This window comes from Pseudodesulfovibrio sp. lm2024 (assembly GCF_051175575.1).
In the GTDB taxonomy this organism is placed as follows: Bacteria; Desulfobacterota; Desulfovibrionia; order Desulfovibrionales; family Desulfovibrionaceae; genus Pseudodesulfovibrio; species Pseudodesulfovibrio caledoniensis.
The window spans coordinates 3,840,557-3,860,136 of the sequence record NZ_CP195092.1; the positions used below are offsets into that span (position 1 = coordinate 3,840,557).

The 19,580-nt window shown below is 63.1% G+C and carries 17 protein-coding genes; 5 read left to right on the plus strand and 12 right to left on the minus strand.

Annotation, left to right across the window (positions count from 1 at the left end; genetic code table 11):
- Positions 1-39: 39 nt before the first annotated feature.
- The 3 genes from cmk to ACR42D_RS17935 form a co-directional block, all read right to left on the minus strand.
- A complete protein-coding gene (gene cmk / locus ACR42D_RS17925; protein WP_484568149.1) occupies positions 40-699 on the minus strand; it encodes a (d)CMP kinase in 660 nt (219 codons plus the stop codon).
- Positions 692-1,792 (minus strand): histidinol-phosphate transaminase, encoded by a 1,101-nt coding sequence (hisC, locus tag ACR42D_RS17930; RefSeq protein ID WP_484568150.1) that lies wholly within the window; start codon positions 1,790-1,792, stop codon positions 692-694. Before hisC ends, cmk begins: the two co-directional genes overlap by 8 nt.
- Positions 1,793-2,169: 377 nt before the next feature.
- Positions 2,170-2,610 (minus strand): universal stress protein, encoded by a 441-nt coding sequence (locus tag ACR42D_RS17935; protein ID WP_338668511.1) that lies wholly within the window; start codon positions 2,608-2,610, stop codon positions 2,170-2,172.
- A gap of 276 nt (positions 2,611-2,886) precedes the next feature.
- Between ACR42D_RS17935 and ACR42D_RS17940 the strand changes: the two genes are divergently transcribed.
- Positions 2,887-3,357, plus strand: a complete 471-nt coding sequence (locus tag ACR42D_RS17940) for a hypothetical protein (protein ID WP_484568151.1) — start codon at positions 2,887-2,889, stop codon at positions 3,355-3,357.
- Between the two features lie 720 nt (positions 3,358-4,077).
- Here ACR42D_RS17940 and ACR42D_RS17945 read toward each other — a convergent pair.
- The 5 genes from ACR42D_RS17945 to ACR42D_RS17965 all read right to left on the minus strand — a co-directional run bounded on the left by ACR42D_RS17945 (position 4,078) and on the right by ACR42D_RS17965 (position 9,148).
- A complete protein-coding gene (locus ACR42D_RS17945; protein ID WP_484568152.1) occupies positions 4,078-4,800 on the minus strand; it encodes an ABC transporter ATP-binding protein in 723 nt (240 codons plus the stop codon).
- A gap of 265 nt (positions 4,801-5,065) precedes the next feature.
- Positions 5,066-6,256 (minus strand): ABC transporter permease subunit, encoded by a 1,191-nt coding sequence (locus tag ACR42D_RS17950; protein ID WP_484568153.1) that lies wholly within the window; start codon positions 6,254-6,256, stop codon positions 5,066-5,068.
- Positions 6,237-7,139: a branched-chain amino acid ABC transporter permease gene (locus ACR42D_RS17955; RefSeq protein WP_484568154.1), complete on the minus strand. Its 903-nt coding sequence runs from the start codon at positions 7,137-7,139 to the stop codon at positions 6,237-6,239. Before ACR42D_RS17955 ends, ACR42D_RS17950 begins: the two co-directional genes overlap by 20 nt.
- A gap of 61 nt (positions 7,140-7,200) precedes the next feature.
- A complete protein-coding gene (locus ACR42D_RS17960) occupies positions 7,201-8,352 on the minus strand; it encodes a branched-chain amino acid ABC transporter substrate-binding protein (RefSeq protein ID WP_484568155.1) in 1,152 nt (383 codons plus the stop codon).
- Between the two features lie 40 nt (positions 8,353-8,392).
- On the minus strand, positions 8,393-9,148 hold the full coding sequence (locus ACR42D_RS17965; RefSeq protein ID WP_484568156.1) for an ABC transporter ATP-binding protein: 756 nt from the start codon (positions 9,146-9,148) through the stop codon (positions 8,393-8,395).
- Positions 9,149-9,494: 346 nt separating this feature from the next.
- Here ACR42D_RS17965 and ACR42D_RS17970 point away from each other — a divergent pair, with 346 nt between their 5' ends.
- From ACR42D_RS17970 to ACR42D_RS17985, 4 genes are all read left to right on the plus strand, one after another.
- Positions 9,495-10,250: an SDR family oxidoreductase gene (locus ACR42D_RS17970; protein WP_484568157.1), complete on the plus strand. Its 756-nt coding sequence runs from the start codon at positions 9,495-9,497 to the stop codon at positions 10,248-10,250.
- A gap of 405 nt (positions 10,251-10,655) precedes the next feature.
- A complete protein-coding gene (locus ACR42D_RS17975) occupies positions 10,656-11,942 on the plus strand; it encodes a CHASE2 domain-containing protein (protein WP_484568158.1) in 1,287 nt (428 codons plus the stop codon).
- Positions 11,943-12,155: 213 nt separating this feature from the next.
- Positions 12,156-12,518 (plus strand): hypothetical protein, encoded by a 363-nt coding sequence (locus ACR42D_RS17980; protein WP_484568159.1) that lies wholly within the window; start codon positions 12,156-12,158, stop codon positions 12,516-12,518.
- A 17-nt stretch (positions 12,519-12,535) separates the two neighbouring features.
- The gene (locus tag ACR42D_RS17985; protein ID WP_484568160.1) at positions 12,536-14,044 is read left to right on the plus strand and encodes a M48 family metallopeptidase; all 1,509 of its coding nucleotides are present in this window, start codon (positions 12,536-12,538) and stop codon (positions 14,042-14,044) included.
- 143 nt (positions 14,045-14,187) lie between these two features.
- On the opposite strand, the gene ACR42D_RS17990 is transcribed toward ACR42D_RS17985, so the two are convergent.
- The 4 genes from ACR42D_RS17990 to ACR42D_RS18005 form a co-directional block, all read right to left on the minus strand.
- Positions 14,188-14,712, minus strand: coding sequence for a hypothetical protein (locus ACR42D_RS17990; protein WP_484568161.1), 525 nt, complete (start codon positions 14,710-14,712; stop codon positions 14,188-14,190).
- 594 nt (positions 14,713-15,306) lie between these two features.
- Positions 15,307-15,963: a hypothetical protein gene (locus tag ACR42D_RS17995; RefSeq protein ID WP_484568162.1), complete on the minus strand. Its 657-nt coding sequence runs from the start codon at positions 15,961-15,963 to the stop codon at positions 15,307-15,309.
- Between the two features lie 51 nt (positions 15,964-16,014).
- Positions 16,015-17,286, minus strand: a complete 1,272-nt coding sequence (gene qmoC / locus ACR42D_RS18000; RefSeq protein WP_484568163.1) for a quinone-interacting membrane-bound oxidoreductase complex subunit QmoC — start codon at positions 17,284-17,286, stop codon at positions 16,015-16,017.
- Positions 17,287-17,296: 10 nt separating this feature from the next.
- Complete coding sequence (locus ACR42D_RS18005) at positions 17,297-19,579, minus strand: FAD-dependent oxidoreductase (RefSeq protein WP_484568164.1); 2,283 nt, start codon at positions 19,577-19,579, stop codon at positions 17,297-17,299.
- Between the last annotated feature and the right edge of the window lies 1 nt (position 19,580).

Consider the following 19,580-nt stretch of genomic DNA (forward strand, 5'->3'; position numbering starts at 1 on the left):
TAAAATATCTCCTCACGTTGCTTCGACACAGGATGTATCCTAGGCAACGGCTTCTTTCAAGGCGGCCAGGACCTGATCGCGGTCCATGTCCGTGGTGTCGATGACGGCCGCATCACTCGCCGCCTTGAGCGGAGCCACGGCCCGGTTGCGGTCCTGGTCGTCCCGTTTGGCGATCTGTTCCTTGAGCGCCGCGAGATCGGCGGGCTTGCCCATCTCCTGAAGCTGCAGGAACCGGCGGTGGGCGCGTTCGTCCACCGAGGCGTCCAGGAAAAACTTGTGCGGGGCGTCCGGGAAGATCACGGTGCCCATGTCGCGGCCCTCGGCCACCAGGGAGTACTTGGCCCCCAGAGCCTGCTGGGCGCGCTTCAAGAAGGTGCGGATGACCGGCAGGGTGGCCACGTTCGAGGCCCACATGCCGACCTCCTCGGTGCGAATCTCGTCACCGATGGGCGTGCCGTTCAGGGACAGGACCGAGTCCTCGCCCACCCCGGACAGCCCGTATTCAAAGTCCGCCAGGGCCTTCTCCAGCCGCTCCTCGGGCCACTCCCAGGCGCCCTCGCCGAGCTTCCAGGCCACGGACCGGAACATGGCCCCGGTGTCCAGGTACGGGATACCCAGCAGCCGGGCCAGCCGCTTGGCCATGGTGGATTTGCCCACCCCGGCCGGGCCGTCGATGGTCACGATCAGGACGTTACCCATTGAGGATGTCCCCCACGGCCTTGATGAACAGCTCGTTCTCCCTGTCCGTGCCCGCGTTCACGCGGATGCAGTCGGGCAGACCGAAGTTGCCCAGGTGGCGGACGATGATGCCCCGCTCAAGCAGGGTCTGGAAGAGCGTCTTGGCGTCCATGGGCGGCCGGAACATGACGAAGTTGGACTGGCTGGACCAGACCTTGCACCCGAGCTTGGTCAGCTCGTTGGTGAAATACTCGCGCCCGCGCATGACCACGCTCAGGGTCTCGTTGAAAAAGGTCTCGTCCTCCAGCGCGGCCAGCCCGGCCTCCTCGGCCAGCAGATTGACCGTGAACGGGATGCGCGCGTTGCGCAGCAACGCGGCCAGGCTCGCGGGCATGATCCCGTACCCCAGACGCATGCCCGCCAACCCGTAGGCCTTGGAAAAGGTGCGCAGGCAGACCAGGTTCTCGAACTTGTCGAAGGCCTGGACCGGCGAATAGGACTCCGGCGGCCAGGCGAACTCGATGTACGCCTCGTCCACCACCAGCAGGCAGTCCTTGGGCAGCACGCCCGCCAGCACGGTCAGGTCCTCCACCCCGGCGGCCAGCCCTGTGGGGTTGTCCGGGCTGGTGACCACGACCATGGCCGTGTTCTCGTCCGCCGCCTCGGCCAGCGCGTCCAGGGGCAGGGCGCAGTCCTCGCCGCGCGGGATCACCCGGTATTCCAGGCCGCACAGCTTGGCGCACATGCCGTACATGGCGAAGCTGTGCTCGTAAAAGACCACGTTGGACTTGCCCGGCACCGCCTTCATGCGGAAGAGCATGTCGATGATCTCGTCCGAGCCGTTGCCCACCAGCACGCACTCTTCGGGCACGCCCACGTTCTCGGCAACGGCCTTGGTCAGCCTCGGCGTATGGTTCTCCGGATAGCGGAACGCCCGAGCCGCGTTGCGCTCGATGGCCTTGACGACCAGCGGCGACGTGCCCAGCGGATTCTCGTTGCTGGCCAGCTTGATGACCGACGTGAGCCCGTATTGCGCCTGGATCTGCTCGATGGTCAGACCCGGCACGTACGGCGCGAAATCCATGATCTCCGGACGAACGGTAAACTCTCTCATCACTCTCTCCTCAAAGGATGGCCTCGCCGGCGGGCGTCTCCGACGGCTGGGGCGCTGCCCCAGGCCCCGCTTAAGAACCTTTTGAAAAAGGTTCTTAAGGATCTCCAAAACTTTTTGTGTGCCTCCGGCAGGGCCGTGCGGAGGCGGGCTGTCGTGCCTTTTCGTCCCCCTCGCCCCCTCGCTTCCCTCGCCCCCGCGAAGCGCCCAAAAAGTTTAGGAGGGGAGTGGGGATGGGGGTCCGGGGGAAGGGGAGAGGGGAAGCCCTTTTCCAAAGGGTTCCCCTCTCCCCTTCCCCCGGCCGCCGGAGGCATTCCGCCAATAAAAAAGGAACGGCCGAGACCGTTCCTTTATATGGTTTAGGTCAGTCCGTAAAGGAACTAGCTGGGCCGGACGGTAAGGACCGGGGCCTTGGAGCTCTTGACCACCTTTTCGGCCACGGAGCCGAACAGGATGCGGTCGATGCCCTTGCGGCCGTGGGTGCCCATGACGACCATGTCGCACTTTTCAGCCTCGCAGATGGCCAGGATTTCCTCGGCGGGATAGCCGGTGACGACCTTGCCTTCCACGTTGAGATCGTTGAAGTTCTCCTTGACGAAGGCATTCATGGTGTCTTCGGCGCCGGTGACGATCTCACCCACGAAGCTCTCGATGGAGCTCGGCGGCACGTGGAAGCCCACGTACTGGCTCAAGGACGGCGCGACGTACAGCACCAGGACCTGCGCCCCGGAGCACTTGGCCATCATGTTCGCGTAGTCGGCCACCATGGGGCTGTAATCGGAAAAATCGACCGCGCACAGTATCTTCTTGATTTCGGGCATGGTTTGCTCCTCCTTGCGTATTGTCTATCCCTCCGTCCAATGCGGAGGGAAATTATTCCTGCCTAATTTCTATATGCCTCTCCCGCCCCCGATAGACAACCATTTTCTTCTCCAGTACAGTTGCCGGGAGCCCGGGCACCCCCTGAAACGCTCCGGCGGCAGAAATTGCCGGGCTTTTACATAAAAAGAATAAGATTTTCCAAGCAGTTGTCAATAGCCAGGCATTGGCAAGGTCTTTGCAGCATATCAGGCAAACCACAGGATAGGAGTTGAACCATGAAGATCCGTCCTGATCAGATCGAGGGCGTCCAATCGGAACAAGCGCAGCGCCGCAACAAGGCGCGGCAGTCCGACGCGGACTTCGGGGATCTTCTCAATCAGGAAGTCGCACGCGGGGAGAAGGCTGCATCGCAGCCCGTCGCGCCGCCCCTGATCGTGAATCCCCTGCTCGCCGCCGGACAGGTCGCCGCCGTGCAGCCCGTCTCCGAGGACGGCGCTCAGGTCGCGGGCCAGGTGGAATCCATCCTCGACAAGTGGGACGACTACGCCGCCACCCTCGCCGACCCCCAGGCCGGACTCAAGTCCGCCTACGGGACCCTCGACGAGATCGCAGGCGACGTGGCCGCCCTCAAGGCCGAACAACCGGACCTGGGCACCACCCACCCCGGACTCAAGTCCATTGTCGACGAACTGGAAACCCTCGCCGCCACCGAACAGTTCAAGTTCAACCGCGGCGACTACGCCTGACCCGACCCACGACCCCATTTCGCCCGGCCCGGCCCACTCACGTGGACCGGGCCGCCCTCTTTTTAAAGGCATGCCCCCCGGCGATTCTAATCAATAGGTCTGTAAAATCCTGACATCTTTTAGGCAAATTTACACAGCAGTCGTTTTAATATACTAATGTGTATATTTTTATAAGGAGGTTCTATGGAGCGATACCAAAATCTTAACGGTAACTCGGGAATTGAGGCTTTTAGAGTTGAGCCAAACGGCATTTGTGTTCAGTTCAGAGGGGGAAGAACATACACATACACCGTTGATCGCCTCGGCGTTAATCATATTGAAAATATGATTAATTTGGCCCACCAAGGAAAGGGGCTTAATGGGTACATAAGCACCCATAGGGATGTATACGACGGTTGGACCAGCCAAGGTGGCCCTGAGTTGTATCGATAACACCCTGCAATATTGACAGCTTAATCATGGAGCGAATCGGGTGCACAGCACCCGACAGCGGCTCTCTCGCTCGCGCTCGGAATAGGCTTTCGAGAGTGGGTCAGCTGTGCATTTTTCGAGGGTTCGCCTGACCGCAGCGTACCCCAGTACGTGAGGATCAGGCGAACCCTCGAAAAATGTGCAGATGGCCCGCTATCGGAAGCCGCCTCCCTGCGAAGCCGGACATACGCAAAGCCCCCCGAAGCGGCACGGCTTCCGGGGGGCCTACGATTTTACTAAAGGGGACGTCTATTCGCCCAGATACGCTTTGCGTATGTCAGGATTCGCCAATAACGCTTTAGCGTTATCTTCCATGACTACGTTGCCCGTTTCGAGGACGTAGCCCCGGGTGGCGGCCTGGAGGGCGAGGTTGGCGTTCTGCTCGACCAGGACGACCGTGACGCCCTGCTCGTTGATCATCTTGACGATGTCGAAGATCTGCTTGACCAGGAGCGGGGCCAACCCCATGGACGGCTCGTCCAGGAGCAGGACCTTGGGGCGGCTCATGAGCGCGCGGGCCATGGCCAGCATCTGCTGCTCGCCGCCGGACAGGGTGCCGCCCAGCTGCTTGCGCCGTTCGCGCAGTTTGGGGAACAGCTCGAAGACGCGCGCCACGTCCTCCTTGACCCCGGCGGCGTCGCGGCGGAAGAACGCGCCCATGTCCAGGTTTTCGAGCACGGACAGACGCGGGAAGATGCGCCGCCCTTCGGGCACCTGGCACAGTCCCATGGTCGGCAGGATGTCCGAGTTCACGGCGTTGATGCGCTCGCCCCGGTACAGAATGTCGCCCGAAACCGCCTTGACGATGTTGCAGATGGTCATCAGCGTGGTGGACTTGCCCGCGCCGTTGGCCCCGATGATGGAGACCACCTCGCCCTCATGGACTTTGAGCGAGATGCCCTTGAGCGCCTGGATGCGGCCATAGGCCGAAACCACGTTCCTCAGTTCGAGAATGGGCGTTTTTTCTGTCATGTATGGTTGCCTCCGGCGGCCGGGGGAAGGGGAGGAAAAACCCTTTGAAAAGGGTTCTTTCCTCCCCTTCCCCCGGACCCCCATCCCCCCCCTTTTCCCAAACTTTTCAGGCCGCTTCGCGGAGAGGGGTGGTTGTCGGTATTATTCTCTTCGGGCCAGGCCTGCGCCCTATGCCCATCACGCCGCCATCTCGTCTCATACTGACCCCTTCCTTCCCTGGCGGCGCGCCAAAACGTTCTGGAAGAGGTTTCCCCCGGTTCTTTTCTTATTCCGCTTCCTCGGATCGGCGGCCGACGCGCTTGGCGGGCCAGATGCCGGCCGGGCGCACGAGCATCATCAGGGTCATGGCCCCGCCGAACACGAGCATGCGGTAGAGTTCGAATTCACGGAACAGCTCGGGCAGGGCCACCAGGGCGAGCACGCCGAGGATGACGCCGGGGATGGACCCCATGCCGCCGAGGATGACCATGGCCAGGACCATGGCGGATTCCAGGAAGGTGAAGGATTCCGGGCCGACGAACTTCATGCGCGCGGCGAAGAACGCCCCGGCGAAACCGGCGAAGGTCGCGCCCATGGCGTAGGCCAGCAGCTTGAGCAGGAAGGTGTTCACGCCCATGAGCTCGGCGGCGGTCTCGTCCTCGCGGATGGCCTCCCAGGCGCGCCCGATGCGCGAATAGTTGAGCCGGAAGACCGCCAGGATGGTCACCACGGCCAGGCCGAGGATGATGTAGTACATGCTCGACAGGGAGCGAAACTCATAGCCGAACAGCTCGGGCCTCGGGATGGACAGGATGCCGTTGGGGCCGTTGGTCAGGGACATCCAGTTGTTGAGGATGAGCCGGACGATCTCGCCGAAGCCGAGAGTGACGATGGCCAGGTAGTCGCCGCGCATGCGCAGGGTCGGGTAGCCGATGATGCAGCCCGCGATGGCCGCGATGACCGCCGCGATGGGCAGGCAGAGCCAGAAGGACAGGCCGAAATTGACGCTCAGGATGGCGTAGGTGTACGCGCCCACGCCGTAGAAGGCGATGTACCCGAGGTCGAGCAGCCCGGCCAGGCCGATGACGATGTTCAGCCCCAGGCCGAGGCAGACGTAGATGAGCACGCTGATGGCCACGTCGTGGGCGTAGCGGCCGGTGACCAGGGGAAAGACGATGGCCGCGGCCAGGACGATGCCGAGCAGCAGCCAGGTGGGGGCAGCGGCATAGGCCCTGCCCAGGGCGGAGGTCGCCTGCTTGGCGGGCGTGCCCACGGCGTCGAGGTAGCCCGCTTCCTTGACCTGGTAGAAGAACATGATGAACACGGCGGCCACGGCCACGTAGCCGAAGACCTTGAAGGTCGTGGCGAATTCCAGCGTGTCGGGCTTGATGCCGAGCAGCGGCCACAGCAGCAGGAGGAACCAGCCCAGCCCGACGCCGCAGGCCAGCCACAGTCGTTTAGACTCGCGTATCGTCAACGTTCTCTCCCATGATGCCGGTGGGTTTGAAGTACAGCACGCCAATCAGAATGATGAAGGCGAACACGTCCTTGTACTCGCCGGAGATGTATCCGGCGGCGAAGATTTCGACCATGCCGATGATCAGCCCGCCGACCAGGGCGCCGGTGATGTTGCCGATGCCGCCGAGCACGGCCGCCGCGAACGCCTTGATGCCGGGCACGAACCCCATGGTGTAGTTGACCGAGCCGTAGTACAGGCCGACCATGATGCCCGCAGCGGCGGCCAGCCCCGCGCCCACGGCGAAGGTCAGGGCGATGATCCGGTTGGAGTTGATGCCGACCAGGGCGGACATGACCTTGTCCTGGGCCGTGGCGCGCATGGCCCGGCCGATCCTCGTCTTGAAGACCAGGACGTTCAGGCCCACGAGCAGGGCGGCGGTCAGGGCCACGATGAAGATCTGCATGTAGGAGACGGAGATGGCCCCGATCTCGAACCCGCCGGAGGTGATTTCCGTGGGATAGGGCCGGTCGTACACGCCCTGGGTGAGCATCAGGCCGTTTTGCAGGAAGATGGACATGCCCAGCGCGGACAGCAGCGCGGCCAGGCGCGAGGCCTGCCTGAGCGGCTTGTAGGCGAGCTGCTCCACAGCCATGGCCAGCAGGGCGCAGTAGCCCATGGACAGGACCAGGGAGATGGCCAGGCAGGCGTAGGGATGCAGCCCCTGCGAGGAAAGATAGGAGATCAGGATCACGCCCATGTAGCCGCCGGCCGCGAAGAACTCGCCGTGGGCGAAGTTGATGAGCTGGATGATGCCGTAGACCATGGTGTAGCCCAGGGCGATGAGCGCGTACAAGCCGCCCAGGGTGATGCCGTTGATCAGCTGTTGCAGAAAAAAGTCCATGTTGTTCCAGTATCCGGGACCCCGCTCGTGCGGGGTCCCGGTTGGTTAGACGGGTTGCGGTCTAGTACTTTTCGCCGGTCAGGGAGTTCCAGTAAGGCGTGAACTTGCCGTCCTGGATCTTGTACACGGTGTAGTTGGAGCCGGAGTCGCCGTTTTCCTCGTAGTTGATCTGCTTGGAAGCGCCGGTGAAGTCGAGCTTGAGCAGCTCGTCGCGGACCTTGACGGGGTCGGTGGTGCCGGCGGCCTTGACGGCCATCAGGTACGCGGTGGCGGAGTCGAACGCGTAGGCGGAGTAGGCCCCGGGCTCGTTGCCGGTCTTGGCCTTGTACTTGGTCTGGAACTCCTTGTACTTGGGAGCATCCTTGTCGATGGCGCCGAAGGTGCAGTACATGCCTTCGGCGTCACCCTTGCCGATCTCGATGAGTTTCGGGTGGTACACGGCGTCCTGGCCCATGAGGATGGCGTCGATGCCCATGCGCTTGGCCTGGATGACCATGAGCGCGCCTGTGGCCGAGTTCTGCAGGGAGATGTAGAACAGGTCCGGGTTGGCGGCTTTGACCTTGGTCAGCACGGCGGAGTAGTCCTTGTCGCCCTGGTTGACGTGGTCGTGCTCCAGGACCTGGATGCCGGCGGCCTCGGCCGCGGCGGCCACGCCCTCGGCCAGACCCTGGGAGTAGGTGGTCTTGTCGTCCACGATGAAGAGGGTCTTCACGCCTTCGACGTCCTTCATGAACTTGACCGCGGCCGGGGCCTGGTGGTCGTCACGGCCGCAGGTGCGGAACATGTACTTCAGGCCGCGCTCGGTGACCTTGGGGTTGGTGGAGGCCGGGGTCAGCATGATGATGCTTTCCTCGTCCAGGGTCTCGGAGGCGGGAATGGTCGAGCTGGAGCAGTACGCGCCGACAACGGCGGTGACCTTCTCGTTGATCAGCTTGTTGGCTGCGGCAACGGCCTGCTTCGGGTCGCAGGCGGTGTCTTCGGAAAAGATGTCGATCTTGGTGAAACCGGGAATGCCGCCGGCCTCGTTGACGACCTCCACGGCGATCTCGGCGCCCTGGCGGATGTCGTTGCCGTCGGCGGCGTAGGGGCCGGTCAGCGGGGACATGGTGCCGATCTTGAGGACCTTTTCGGCTTTTTTCTCTTCCCCGCCGCAGCCTGCCAGCAGCAGGCCCAGAGCGAGCAGGGCAACTGCGAGTACCAGTAAACGTTTCATAAACACTCTCTCCATTCGTTGCGGTTCAGCCAGCCTCTCTCTACTGGCCCAAATATGCCTCGATCACGTCGGGGTTCTTCTGAATTTCCTCAGGCAGCCCCTCGGCGATCATTACGCCGTGGTCAAGAACGACGATGCGGTTGCAGATGCCCATGACGACCTTCATGTCGTGTTCGACCATGAGCACGTTGATGCCCAGGTCGGTGATCCGGCCGATGGACTCCATCAGCTCCTTGGACTCGGCCGGGTTCAGCCCGGCGGCGGGCTCGTCCAGCAGGATGGTGTGCGGCTCGCTGGCCAGGGCGCGGGCGATCTCGAGCCTGCGCTGGTGGCCGTAGGGCATGTTCGAGGCCACCTCGTCGGCCCGGCTGCCCAATCCCATGAAGTCGAGCGCCTTCTGGGACTTCTCGATGATCCGCTCCTCCTCGCGCCGCTGCCCCGGACTGCGCAGGACCGCGCCGATCACGCCGGTCCTGGAGCGGCTGTGCTGGGCGACCATACAGTTCTCCAGGGCGGTCATGTTCTGGAAGAGACGGATGTTCTGGAAGGTCCGGGCGATGCCCATGGACAGGACCTGGTAGGGACGCAGTCCGGTGATCTTCGTGCCGTCGTAGGAGACCGAGCCGCTGGACGCCTTGTAGACCCCGGTGATAACGTTGAACACCGTGGTCTTGCCCGCCCCGTTGGGACCGATCAACCCCACGACCTCGCCCTCGGACACGGAAAAGGCCACATCGGTCAGGGCCTGCAAACCGCCGAAGCGGACACAGATATCGTCAAGAGTGAGATTTGCCATATTTACCTAATAAAATAGTAGAAATCACCCGCCACGACAAGAGGGGAAGCCCCCTTTTCGGCATTTCAATCGCCTGAAATGACGGCAGTTTTGGAATTAGACGTTCCTACTTACCTTATTTGGCAAAAAAAGTCTAATACTCGCGTTATTTATGGATCATCAGGTGAAAATTTGGCGTTTTTGAAAAAACAATGAATTTTATTCTTTGAGCACCCGGTAATGCGCGGGCAAAAATGCGTTTTATTGTGAATTCGTGACTTCCGGTCGCGATCATGCCAGAATCGGTGCCGATTCCACGGTACGCAGTTCCGCGCACATGTGTTCAGACAGACAAAGGAGCTCTGCAATGGCAAAAACCATACTCATCACCGGCGCCACGGCCGGTTTCGGCCAGGCCATGGCCCGCCGTTTCGCGACCGAGGGCTGGAACCTCGTCATCACCGGCCGCCGCGCCCAGCGCCTCGATGAACTCAAGGCCGCCCTGGCCCCGGCCGAGGTGCACACCCTGGCCTTCGACGTGCGCGACCGCGCAGCGTGCGAGCAGGCCATCAAGACCCTGCCCGGCGCGTTCGCGAAGATCGACGTGCTGGTCAACAACGCGGGCCTGGCGCTCGGTCTGGAGCCCGCCCAGGCGTGCAACCTGGACGACTGGGAGACCATGATCGACACCAACATCAAGGGGCTGACCTACATGACCCGCGCCGTGCTCCCCGGCATGGTCGAGCGCAACACGGGCCACGTTGTCAACCTCGGTTCCGTGGCCGGGACCTACCCTTATCCGGGCGGCAACTGCTACGGCGGCACCAAGGCGTTCGTGAACCACTTCTCCAAAAATCTGCGCGCCGACCTGCTCGGCACCAAGGTCCGGGTGACCAACATCGAGCCCGGCCTGTGCGAGACCGAGTTCTCGGTGGTCCGGTTCAAGGGCGACAAGGCGGCGGCGGACAAGGTCTACGAGGGCACCCAACCGATCACCCCCGAGGACATCGCCGAGTGCGTCTTCTGGACCACCAACCTGCCCGCGCACGTGAACATCAACTCCCTGGAGGTCATGCCCGTACAGCAGGCCTTCTCCCCGTTCGCCATCTCGCGCGACAAATAAAATAGAATCCGCACACACCACCGATGGCCCGGGACTGCAAGCAGCAGGCCCGGGCCATTTTCCTTTTCTGCATCAACGGCACTCGACGCATCTACGCCCGGAACGGGCACTGCATCGGTTACACCAACGTGACATCGCCCCGATACAGATATTATAAAGAGACGATCCGCATTTTAACACTTGAGCGGCAGGTCATATATTGTTATCAATATCGGGCACGTTAAAAAAGAGGTTGTTCCCATTCCCACCCAGGCCACGCCTTCGTCCTCGAATTCCTCCCCGTCCGGGCCGGACCGGCCGCCGACCGTCAAGGGATTCGCCGAACTCTGCGGCGACCTTTTCAGTTGGCCCTGCTTCATGAAAAAGCTGGGAAAACGCCTTCGTCGCTGGCGTATAGTGGCCGCCATGGCACACGGTCTTGAGCACCGTCCTCGCTTCAACATAGCCCTCGGCACCCTGGTCTTGTGGATCTTCACCGCGTTCACCTGGTCGTATCTCGATCCGCTCGGCCTGGACGCGGCGCTGGTGGCCTACTCCCAACAGATCATCGACCGGGTCACCGCGCCCTTTTACGATTCCCCGGGGCAGGACCGCATCGCCGTGGTGCTCATCGACGACTCCACCCTGGAGGAGTGGCAAGTGGGCTGGCCCCCGCCCTACGACCGGTACACCACCCTGCTCTACCGGGTCCTGCGGCAAAAGCCCAAGGCCGTGTTCATGGACATCCTGCTCGAACGGCTCAGGCCTCGCGACGAGGAATCCTTCAAGCTGGCCCACGCCACATTGATGAGGATGAAACTCGACATCCCGGTCATCCTGGCCCGTTCCGGACCGGACGCCCCGAACCTGTTCGCCGACGTCCCGGGCGTGGACACGGCGGTGGTATCCTGGCGCACCCCCGAATACCCCATGCGGGACACGGGCGCGGGCGCCCCCACCCCGGCCCCACGGCTTTACCGCTATCTCTGCGGCGACACCCGGGACAGGGCCCTGGGCTGTTACCAGGGAGTCGATCCGGCCAGCGGGCGTCCCATGGCCGTGCAGTGGGGCTGCGCGGTCTCGGCGACCATGCGCGACCGGGGCCTTTTGCCCGAAGGCACGTTTTTCGTGGCCCCGAACTGGGGGGAGCGGCTCCTCCGGGCCTGGAGGCTGCTCAGGCAGAATTTCCTGGTCGGCCTGGATCAGGATTCGGTGGACAGGGCGCGGGAGCGGATACCCTACACGGTCACGGTCAGGGCCCAGGACCTGGACAAGGTCCGGGGCCTGTCCACGGACCGGGTGGTCCTCATCGGCACGGCCCTGACCGGGTCCAACGACCTGGTCCAGACACCGGCCAACGGGCAGTTGCCCGGCGTCTATTACCACGCCATGGCCCTGGACAACTTGACCCGGTACGGCCCGCGCTACTTCACCAACCCGCCCCAGAACATCTGGGTGTTCCTGTCCATAGCCCTCGTCATGTCCGTCCTGTCCACCGTCATGTACGCCCGCCACGGGAGGTTGGGATTTCGCTATATCTGCGTGTCCTGGCTGCTCCTCCTGGCCCTGATGAGCGGTTCCTACTGGCTGTTCAAGCTGGCTCCGAAAAACTGGCTGGGCTATCTGGCGCTGACCTCCCTCGCCTGCAGGTTGCAAACGCCCCGGCGGCAAGCCTCCGGGAAGGATGAATGCGATGGAGGGGCCGATGCCTAGGCCCGCCTTCCGTCTCGTCGACGGCCCATGGCCCATGCGCTTGGATCGGACGACGGGCGTTTTTTTCTCCTGCCTCTCGCCGCATACCGGCAGAGAGACTCCCGGGTATCCCGGCTTCGCGACCACTCGCTTTTTCTGCTTTGAGCAGGGTCCGGGCCGTCCGTGCATATTCACAAACCGGCGGCCTCCGGCCCCGGTAACGAGGAGGGAACAATGATTCGAACGGTTATCGCGCTTGTCGCCGCCCTATTGCTGCCCGTGCCGCTCCTGGCGGCCGGTGCGGGGCAATCCATCACCAAATTCGAGACCGACCCGGTGGCCTATTTCGCCAAGTCCGGAAACGGATTCACCCTGGCGGGCGACATGCCCGTGAGCGAACTGCCGCCCGTGCCGGTACCCGTGGTCAAGGCGGAGCCCAGCGGGTACCTGATGATCGAGCACAACGGGCAGTCGCTGTGGTTCGACCCCATGGACGTGGAGACCGACGCGCAGAAGACGGCGGACAAGAGCCGGAAGACCGTGGGCAACCCTACGGGGCGAAAGACGTTCGGGTCCCCGGGACTCGGCGAAAACTGACAACCCCGAGGTGAATCATGCTGCGCACACTAACGCTCATTACCCTCGTCCTGGTCCTTTCCTTCGGCTGCAAGACGCCGGATGTCTCCAACCCGCAATCCTGGGTGGGCATGGACGAAACCGACGGCCCCTTTATCGACCAGTTCCGAAAACCCGCCCCCGAACCGTGTGAAACGGACCAGGCGGCAGACGCCGCCGAAACCCCGACCAAGGGAGAGGAAACCGCTCCCGCGCCGACCATCGCCATCCCGGAAAAGGCCCTTGTCGGCCAACGACTGACCATCGGCGTGGCCAGGAACGAGGCGATCGAAGCCTATCTCAATTCCGTGTTGGAGAAACTCCAGCGGGCCTGGCCCGGCGAACCGGTGCCGAGCTACGTCTTCCTCCGCCCGAATCCCGAATTCAACTCCTTTGCGGCGGACCATGCCGTCTTCGTGGACTACGGCCTGCTCCGCTCCCTGGAGAGCGAGGACGAAGTCGCCGCCCTGCTGGCGCACGAGTATTCCCACGTCCTGCTCGGGCACCAGTCCCTGCAGAGTTGGAGTTCCCTGCTCGGGGTCGCGGTGGACCTCTACCAGACCACCGCCTCGGTCAAATACCGGACCAGCGGGAACCAGGACAATCTCATCAAGGACGCCGTCCTGAGCATCGCCGCCGACAAGCTGGGCCAGGACGCTTTTATTCCGGTCTTCAGCCGGGAGAACGAGGAGGATGCCGACTCCCTGGGAACCGACCTCCTGATCGCGTCCGGGTACTCGCCCATGGGCATGGTCAACCTGCTGCAAAGGGTGGCCGACTGGGAGGCCAAGGAGGAGCAACGCAAGGAAGAGGCCAGAAAGGCCGAGGAAGAGGCCAGGAAGGCGGCCCAGGACGGCAAGGCCCAATTCTCCATGGACAAGCTGTTCACGGACCTGGGCAAGGCTGCTGACAAGATAGGCAGGAAGCACTACGCGGCCAAGGACCGGGAATCGGCCGTCAAGCTGTACGTGCGCACCTACTACGCGGGCAGGCCGCGCAACGCCCTCCGAACGGAGCCGTACCAGGCCGTGTTCGGCTCCAAAAAGGTCGCCCTGTACTTCAACGGGCTCGACGACATGGACAACGCCAAGCTGGCGTCCCTCTCGGGCAAGCCCAAGGACGCCCTGGCCCTGATCCGCACCAGGCGCTGCCGCTGCCTGATCGAGGACGTCCCCTATGTCCGCGCCCTTGACCGAAAAATCGCGAGCGAGAACAACAAGCTCAAACTGGCAACCCTTGAGGCCGACTGCCGACGCGACGACACCCTGCTCGATGAATACAATAGGCTTATGGCCCACTACGAGAAAAAGAAGCCGAAAGAGGCCCTGACCGTGGCCGATACGGCGTACGCGAGCCTGGACAAGGCGGAACTACTGCTGCCGGCCCTCATCCGTCTGAACAAGAAAATCGGCAACGATCCCCAGGCGCTCGGCTACCTGCTGACATGCAAAGCCACCGGCGACTCGGGCCTGATCGCCATGTGTCAGGAAAGCCTCAACACCAAGTAGGTGCGCCCTCCCATGACCAACGGAAAAGGCCCTCCCGGTTCGGGAGGGCCTTTATTTCGCCGTACCGCGCGAGCGGCATCCCACCATTATCGTCAGGCCGTGCGGCCCGTCTGCGGCGGGCAATACGCGCTTGCCCTGCGGGATCACGCCCTGCTCTTGAAGCTGGACGCGCCCAAACCGGCCCCGGCGGTCTTGACCGAGGTGACAAAGGCGTTCTGCCGGAGCATCCGGTTGCCGGGCTGGTCGGCCATGTCGAGCCGGTCCGGATCGTCGGACATCACGCCGCCCCGGCCGCCTTCAACCTGGTCGTCCTGGTCGACGCTGAACTGCTTCGCGGTCTTCTTCGCCTCGGACTGATCCTTGGCCTTTCCGACCAGGTTCTCGCCCATGGGCATCTTGGCAATCTTGGTGATCTCCTGCTGGATATCACGGATCTCGGCCTCCTGCCCGGCGGTCAGACCGTCCTCGCCCTGGGCCGCGATGGCCTCGGCCCGGCTCTTGAGCATCTCAACCTTGGCCCGGTCCTGCTCGGACATCCCGCCCGGCATGGCTACGAAACCGGGCTGGCCCTCCTGGCGCGACTTCTCCTCTTCCGCGACGATGGAGGCGAAGTGATCCTTGGGCAATCCCTCGTCCCGCCCCTCGCGGGCCTTGGTGACGACATCCAAGAATCCGAGCGGGGATGATGTAAAATCACCTGAAATATTCATATCTACTCCCTGGGTAATTTTTTCTCCGTGCCGGGGATTTGCAAAAACCGCTCCGGACATTTTTACCCATCACCCCGCCGCGACACACAAATTCCACCACATACCCAATTATTATGCCACAACAAGCACGACTCTCCCCATTAAACCGCCAAACGCCACCACCCCACAGATTTATTCCACTCCAGCCCTTTCTTAATATTTTTTAAGAAACCCTCCCCACCCTCGCCTTCATCGTATCTCTGGGGCAACGCCCAAAACGGCACCAACTCCCCAAACGCCAGTGCGACAATCCCCCCCCTCCCCCTGGAGCGCTTTTGGGGGCAAGGCCCCCAAACAGCGGCTCTCCCCCACCGAGGCTGGGGAGAGTGGGTCAGATGTGGATTTTCCGGGGGCCGCTTTGACCGCAGCGTACCCCAGTACGTGAGGATCAAAGCGGTCCCCGGAAAATTCGCAGATGGCCCGCTATCGCCAGCCGGCACCCCCGGACCGACGGCGTAAAAAAAGGCCCCGCGCAAAGCGCGGAACCTTGTTTTTGCGTCGGATGGTCCGGGGCTACCAATCGCCGCCGAACGCATCGGAACCGAGACCGAAATCGGCCTCGGGCTCGCCGCCGACGGCCGGGCCGTCAGCGGGGGCGTCGCCTGCGGGAGCGGCGTCACCGGCAGCGCCGGCCACACCGGCCACGACCACGCCCTGGCTCTTGACCTTTTCCACTTCGGCCATGAGGTCGTTGAGCTTCTTGGTCATTTCGTCGAGCTTGGTGGAGGCCACGGTGACCTTCTGCTCACCGGCGGCGTTGGCCGCGTCCACGGTCTTGATCTTGGCTTCCATGGGACCGATCTTGGCGGCCAGTTCCTTTTTCTCGGCCTCGAGTTTCTCGACCTGGGCCTTGAGGGCGGCGTTGTCGGCCTTGAGCGCGGCCAGGATGTCCAGGACGCCCTTGGCGCGGGCGGCCTCGGAATCGGGCAGGGCCTCGATCTTGACCTGGTTGCCGAGCTTGGAGATGTCGCCCTCGGCGTAGGCGGTCAGGCCGGGTTCCTGTTCGTAGATCCAGGCCTTGGACAGGGCCTGCGCCACAGGGGCGACGTCCGCGTCCAGAGTTTCAGCCTGGGTGATGTAAGCCAGCATATCGAGCTGAGCCTGGTCGGCGGCCTCGCCGCGCAACACAGACACAAAAGCGTTCATGGGGAATACCTTAGCTTCAGCCATTTGATGCCTCCTTAACTAAGTAAGCTTCGTTTGTATGTTCACCCAGGCCGACTATTTGTCGGCGCCCATGGGGATGCGGCCAATCTTCTTGGCGTAGGACAGGGCCACGGTGCGGTAGACCAGGTGGCCCAGCTTGGACCACGGCAGGTACGCGAGCAGCATGAACACGCCGATAAGATGCACGTAGTAGATCGGGTAGGCCAACAGGGCCACGCCCAGCAGACGGAACACGAGGGCCCCGATACCGGTCAGGAAGATGGTCCAGATCAGGGTCAGCAGGTACCAGTCGTACCAGCTGGAGGACTGCTTGGACTGGTCCAAGTTCACCCGGCGCTTGGTCAGGGCCATGAGGCCGTAGACGCCCAGGCCCGCGCCCACGTAAGCGAGCAGCTTGACCGGAGACCACCAGGGCATGGGGGTGTGGCCGATGGCGGACACGATGCCGCCCAGGCCTTCCACGCCGATCTTGCGCAGGAACCAGCCGCCCCAGTGGCCGGTGGCGACCACGCCGGTGACGACCATGAGGGCGATGAAGGCGAACATGAGCCAGCGGTGGCCCGAAGCGCGCTTGATGTCGAGCTCGTCGGAATCCTCGTCGTTGCAGTCCATGAACTGGGTGTGCTGGAGGATCTCGTACTTGATCGTGTCGATCAGGCAGGAGCAGAAGCAGGGTTCGCCCTTGCGGCCCGCGATGAAGGTCTTGGGCTGGTCGTCAAAGGCCCTGAGCATGTTCCGGACGCCCGCATAGAAGCCCCAGAGCATGAACAGGAAGACCAGGCCGAAGATCGGGTCGATGAAGTAGTCGCCGGGGAACAGGCCGCCGAAGACCACCGCGCCGTCCTGGACCGCTTTCCAGGCGTGGGAGGCGTGCTCCCACTCGAAGGTGGGCAGGAAGGAGCCCAGACGCGAGGCCTGGAAGATCCAGATCAGCGCGTAGATGATCGCCGGAATGGCGGCCAGGGGCAGCAGCCCGCTGGAGCTGGACATCCACTTGCCGATGATCGGCAGCGGGGCCAGATTGCGGTAGGCCATGTTGCGCAGGGCGGACAGCAGGTCGCCCGGCTTGGCGCCGCGCGGGCACAGGTCGGAGCAGGTGCCGCAGTTGTGGCAGAGCCAGATATCCATATCATTGACCAGGCGGTCCTTGAGACCCCACTGGGCCCAGACCATCTCCTTGCGGGGATACGGGCTGTCGGCGGGGGACAGGGGACAGACCACCGAACAGGTGGCGCACTGGTAGCACTTCTTCAGGGAGTCGCCGCCCACGGCCTGCAACTCTTTAACGAACTTAAGGTCCGGTTGTACCTTGACGGTATTGGACATGCCGTACCTCCTAGTAACCCTTGAACGGGTTGGGGCCGAAGTTGGTGGTGATGTTCTCGACGAACTCATCGATCATTGCAGGCACCTTGTCGTACATGTCGATGGAGACCTCGTACTGCTCGACGCGTTCAGGCTCGACACCGAGGCGTCCCAGGGACTCGGCGATGTTCTCCTTGCGGCGGTTGCACAGCTCGGAACCCTTGACGAAGTGGCACTGGTAGTCGTCGCCGTACTTGCAGCCGAGCATCATCACGCCGTCCACGCCTTTGCTCATGGCGTCGGCAACCCAGATGGCGTTGACCGAACCGAGGCAGCGCACCGGCAGGAAGCGGACATACGGGGACCAGGACTTGCCGCGCATGGCAGCCATGTCCAGGGCCGGGTAGGCGTCGTTCTCGCAGCACAGGACGATGATGCGGGGTCCGCCTTCGTCCAGGGTGTCGGGAACCTTCACTTCCTTGATGGCCTGGCCGATCTGGCTGATGCCGTAGTTGGCGAAGCTGATGACGCGCTCCGGGCAGGCGCCCATGCAGGTACCGCAGCGGCGGCAGCGGGTCGGGTTGGGCATCGGAGTGCCCTTCTCGTCGTCGTCCAGGGCGCCGAACGGGCATTCCTCGGTGCAGCGCTTGCACTGGGTGCAGCGGGTGAAGTTGAACTCCGGGAAGCTCAGGTCACCGGACCGGGGATGCACGGACACGCCGCGGTTGGCGGACTCGATGCACTGGATGGCCTTGAGGGCGGCACCGGCCGCGTCCTCGGCGGCGAGGCCCAAGCCCATGGGCTGGCGCACGCAACCGGCGGCGTAGACACCCGTGCGGCGGGTCTCGTAGGGGAAGCAGATGTAGTTGGAATCCGCGAATCCGTCGAACAGCTCGAGGTCCGGGAAGGCCGGGCCCTGGCGGTAGACGAAGTTCATGGTCGGATCGGCCGCGGTGGTCGGGACGATGGCGGTGGGAACCACGACCATGTCCGCGATCAGCTCGACGTCGGCGCCGAGCAGCGTGTCCTTGGCCTTGATGACCACGGAGGAACCGGCCTCGGAGACTTCCGTGACCGTGCCCTTGGTCAGCATGACGCCCGGATCGTCCTGGGCGGCCTGATAGTATTTCTCGTTGATGCCCGGGACCATCATGTGGTCGTAGACCACGTAGGCCACGGCGTCGGGAGCGAGCTCACGCACGTAGTTGGCCTGCTTCAGGGCGACCAGGGAGGTCAGCTCCGAGGAGTAGGCCAGGTGCTTGGCGGATTCCTTGTCCGTGTACTGGAAGGTCTCGCACTCGTCCGCGCATTCGGACTCGTCCTCTTCCTTGCAGGGCATGTCCTCGGGGGCCTCGCAGGCTTCGCCGCAGGGACCGTAGGAGATGTTCTTGGTCAGCAGCGAGGTGTCGACGATGAAGGCCACGGAGGAAGGGGTCTTGCCCTCGGCGGTCTTGATGCCGCCGTTGGCCGCCATTTTCTCCAGCTCGGCGGCGGTGACCACGTTCTTGATGGTGCCGTAGCCAAGCGGAGCCAGGAACTTGCCCTTGCCCGGAACCCAGCCGGTGGCCATGACGACCGCGCCGATCTCGTATTCCTTGCCCGCGATGGTGGCCTTGTACTTGGCCGGAGCGCCGGCCAGGGAATCCAGGGTGGCGCCGGTGATGACGGTGATCTTGTCGCTGGCCTCGACCTTGGCGATGATGTCCTTGATGTTGATCTGCTGCTCGCGCTCGGAATAGGGCGCGCCCAGCGGGAAGGACTTGTACATGGTCGCGGCCTTGCCGCCCAGGGTCTCGGCCTTTTCGACCAGGACCACCTGGTAGCCCAGGCTGGCGGCGTTGAGCGCCGCGTTCAGGCCGGTGAAACCGCCGCCCACGACCAGCACGGTCTTGAAGGCTTCGGGCAGTTCCGGCGTGGGAATCCGGCTGTTGACCAGCTTGGTGATTCCCATGTTGCAGTAGTCCTTGGCGATGACTTCCATCTGGCCGGGGAATTTGGGGTCTTCCTGGTAGGACCAGACACACTGTTCGCGCAGCGAGACGCGCTCCACCTGGACCTTTTCGCCGAACTTGAACACGTCCCACTTGGCGCGGGGCGAACAGGCGCAGCAGACCACGCCGTCCAGTCCGTTCTCGGCGATGTCGGCCTCGATCATGGCCTTGCCTTCCGGGCTGCACAGCACAGGGTTGGACTTGGCCACGGCCACGACGGAGGAGTGTTTGCCGTCGGCGCAGAACTGGGCCAGGGCGTCGACATCAAGGTTGGCCCCGATGTCACAGCCTCCACAGATATATACTCCAAGCTTTTCAGCCATT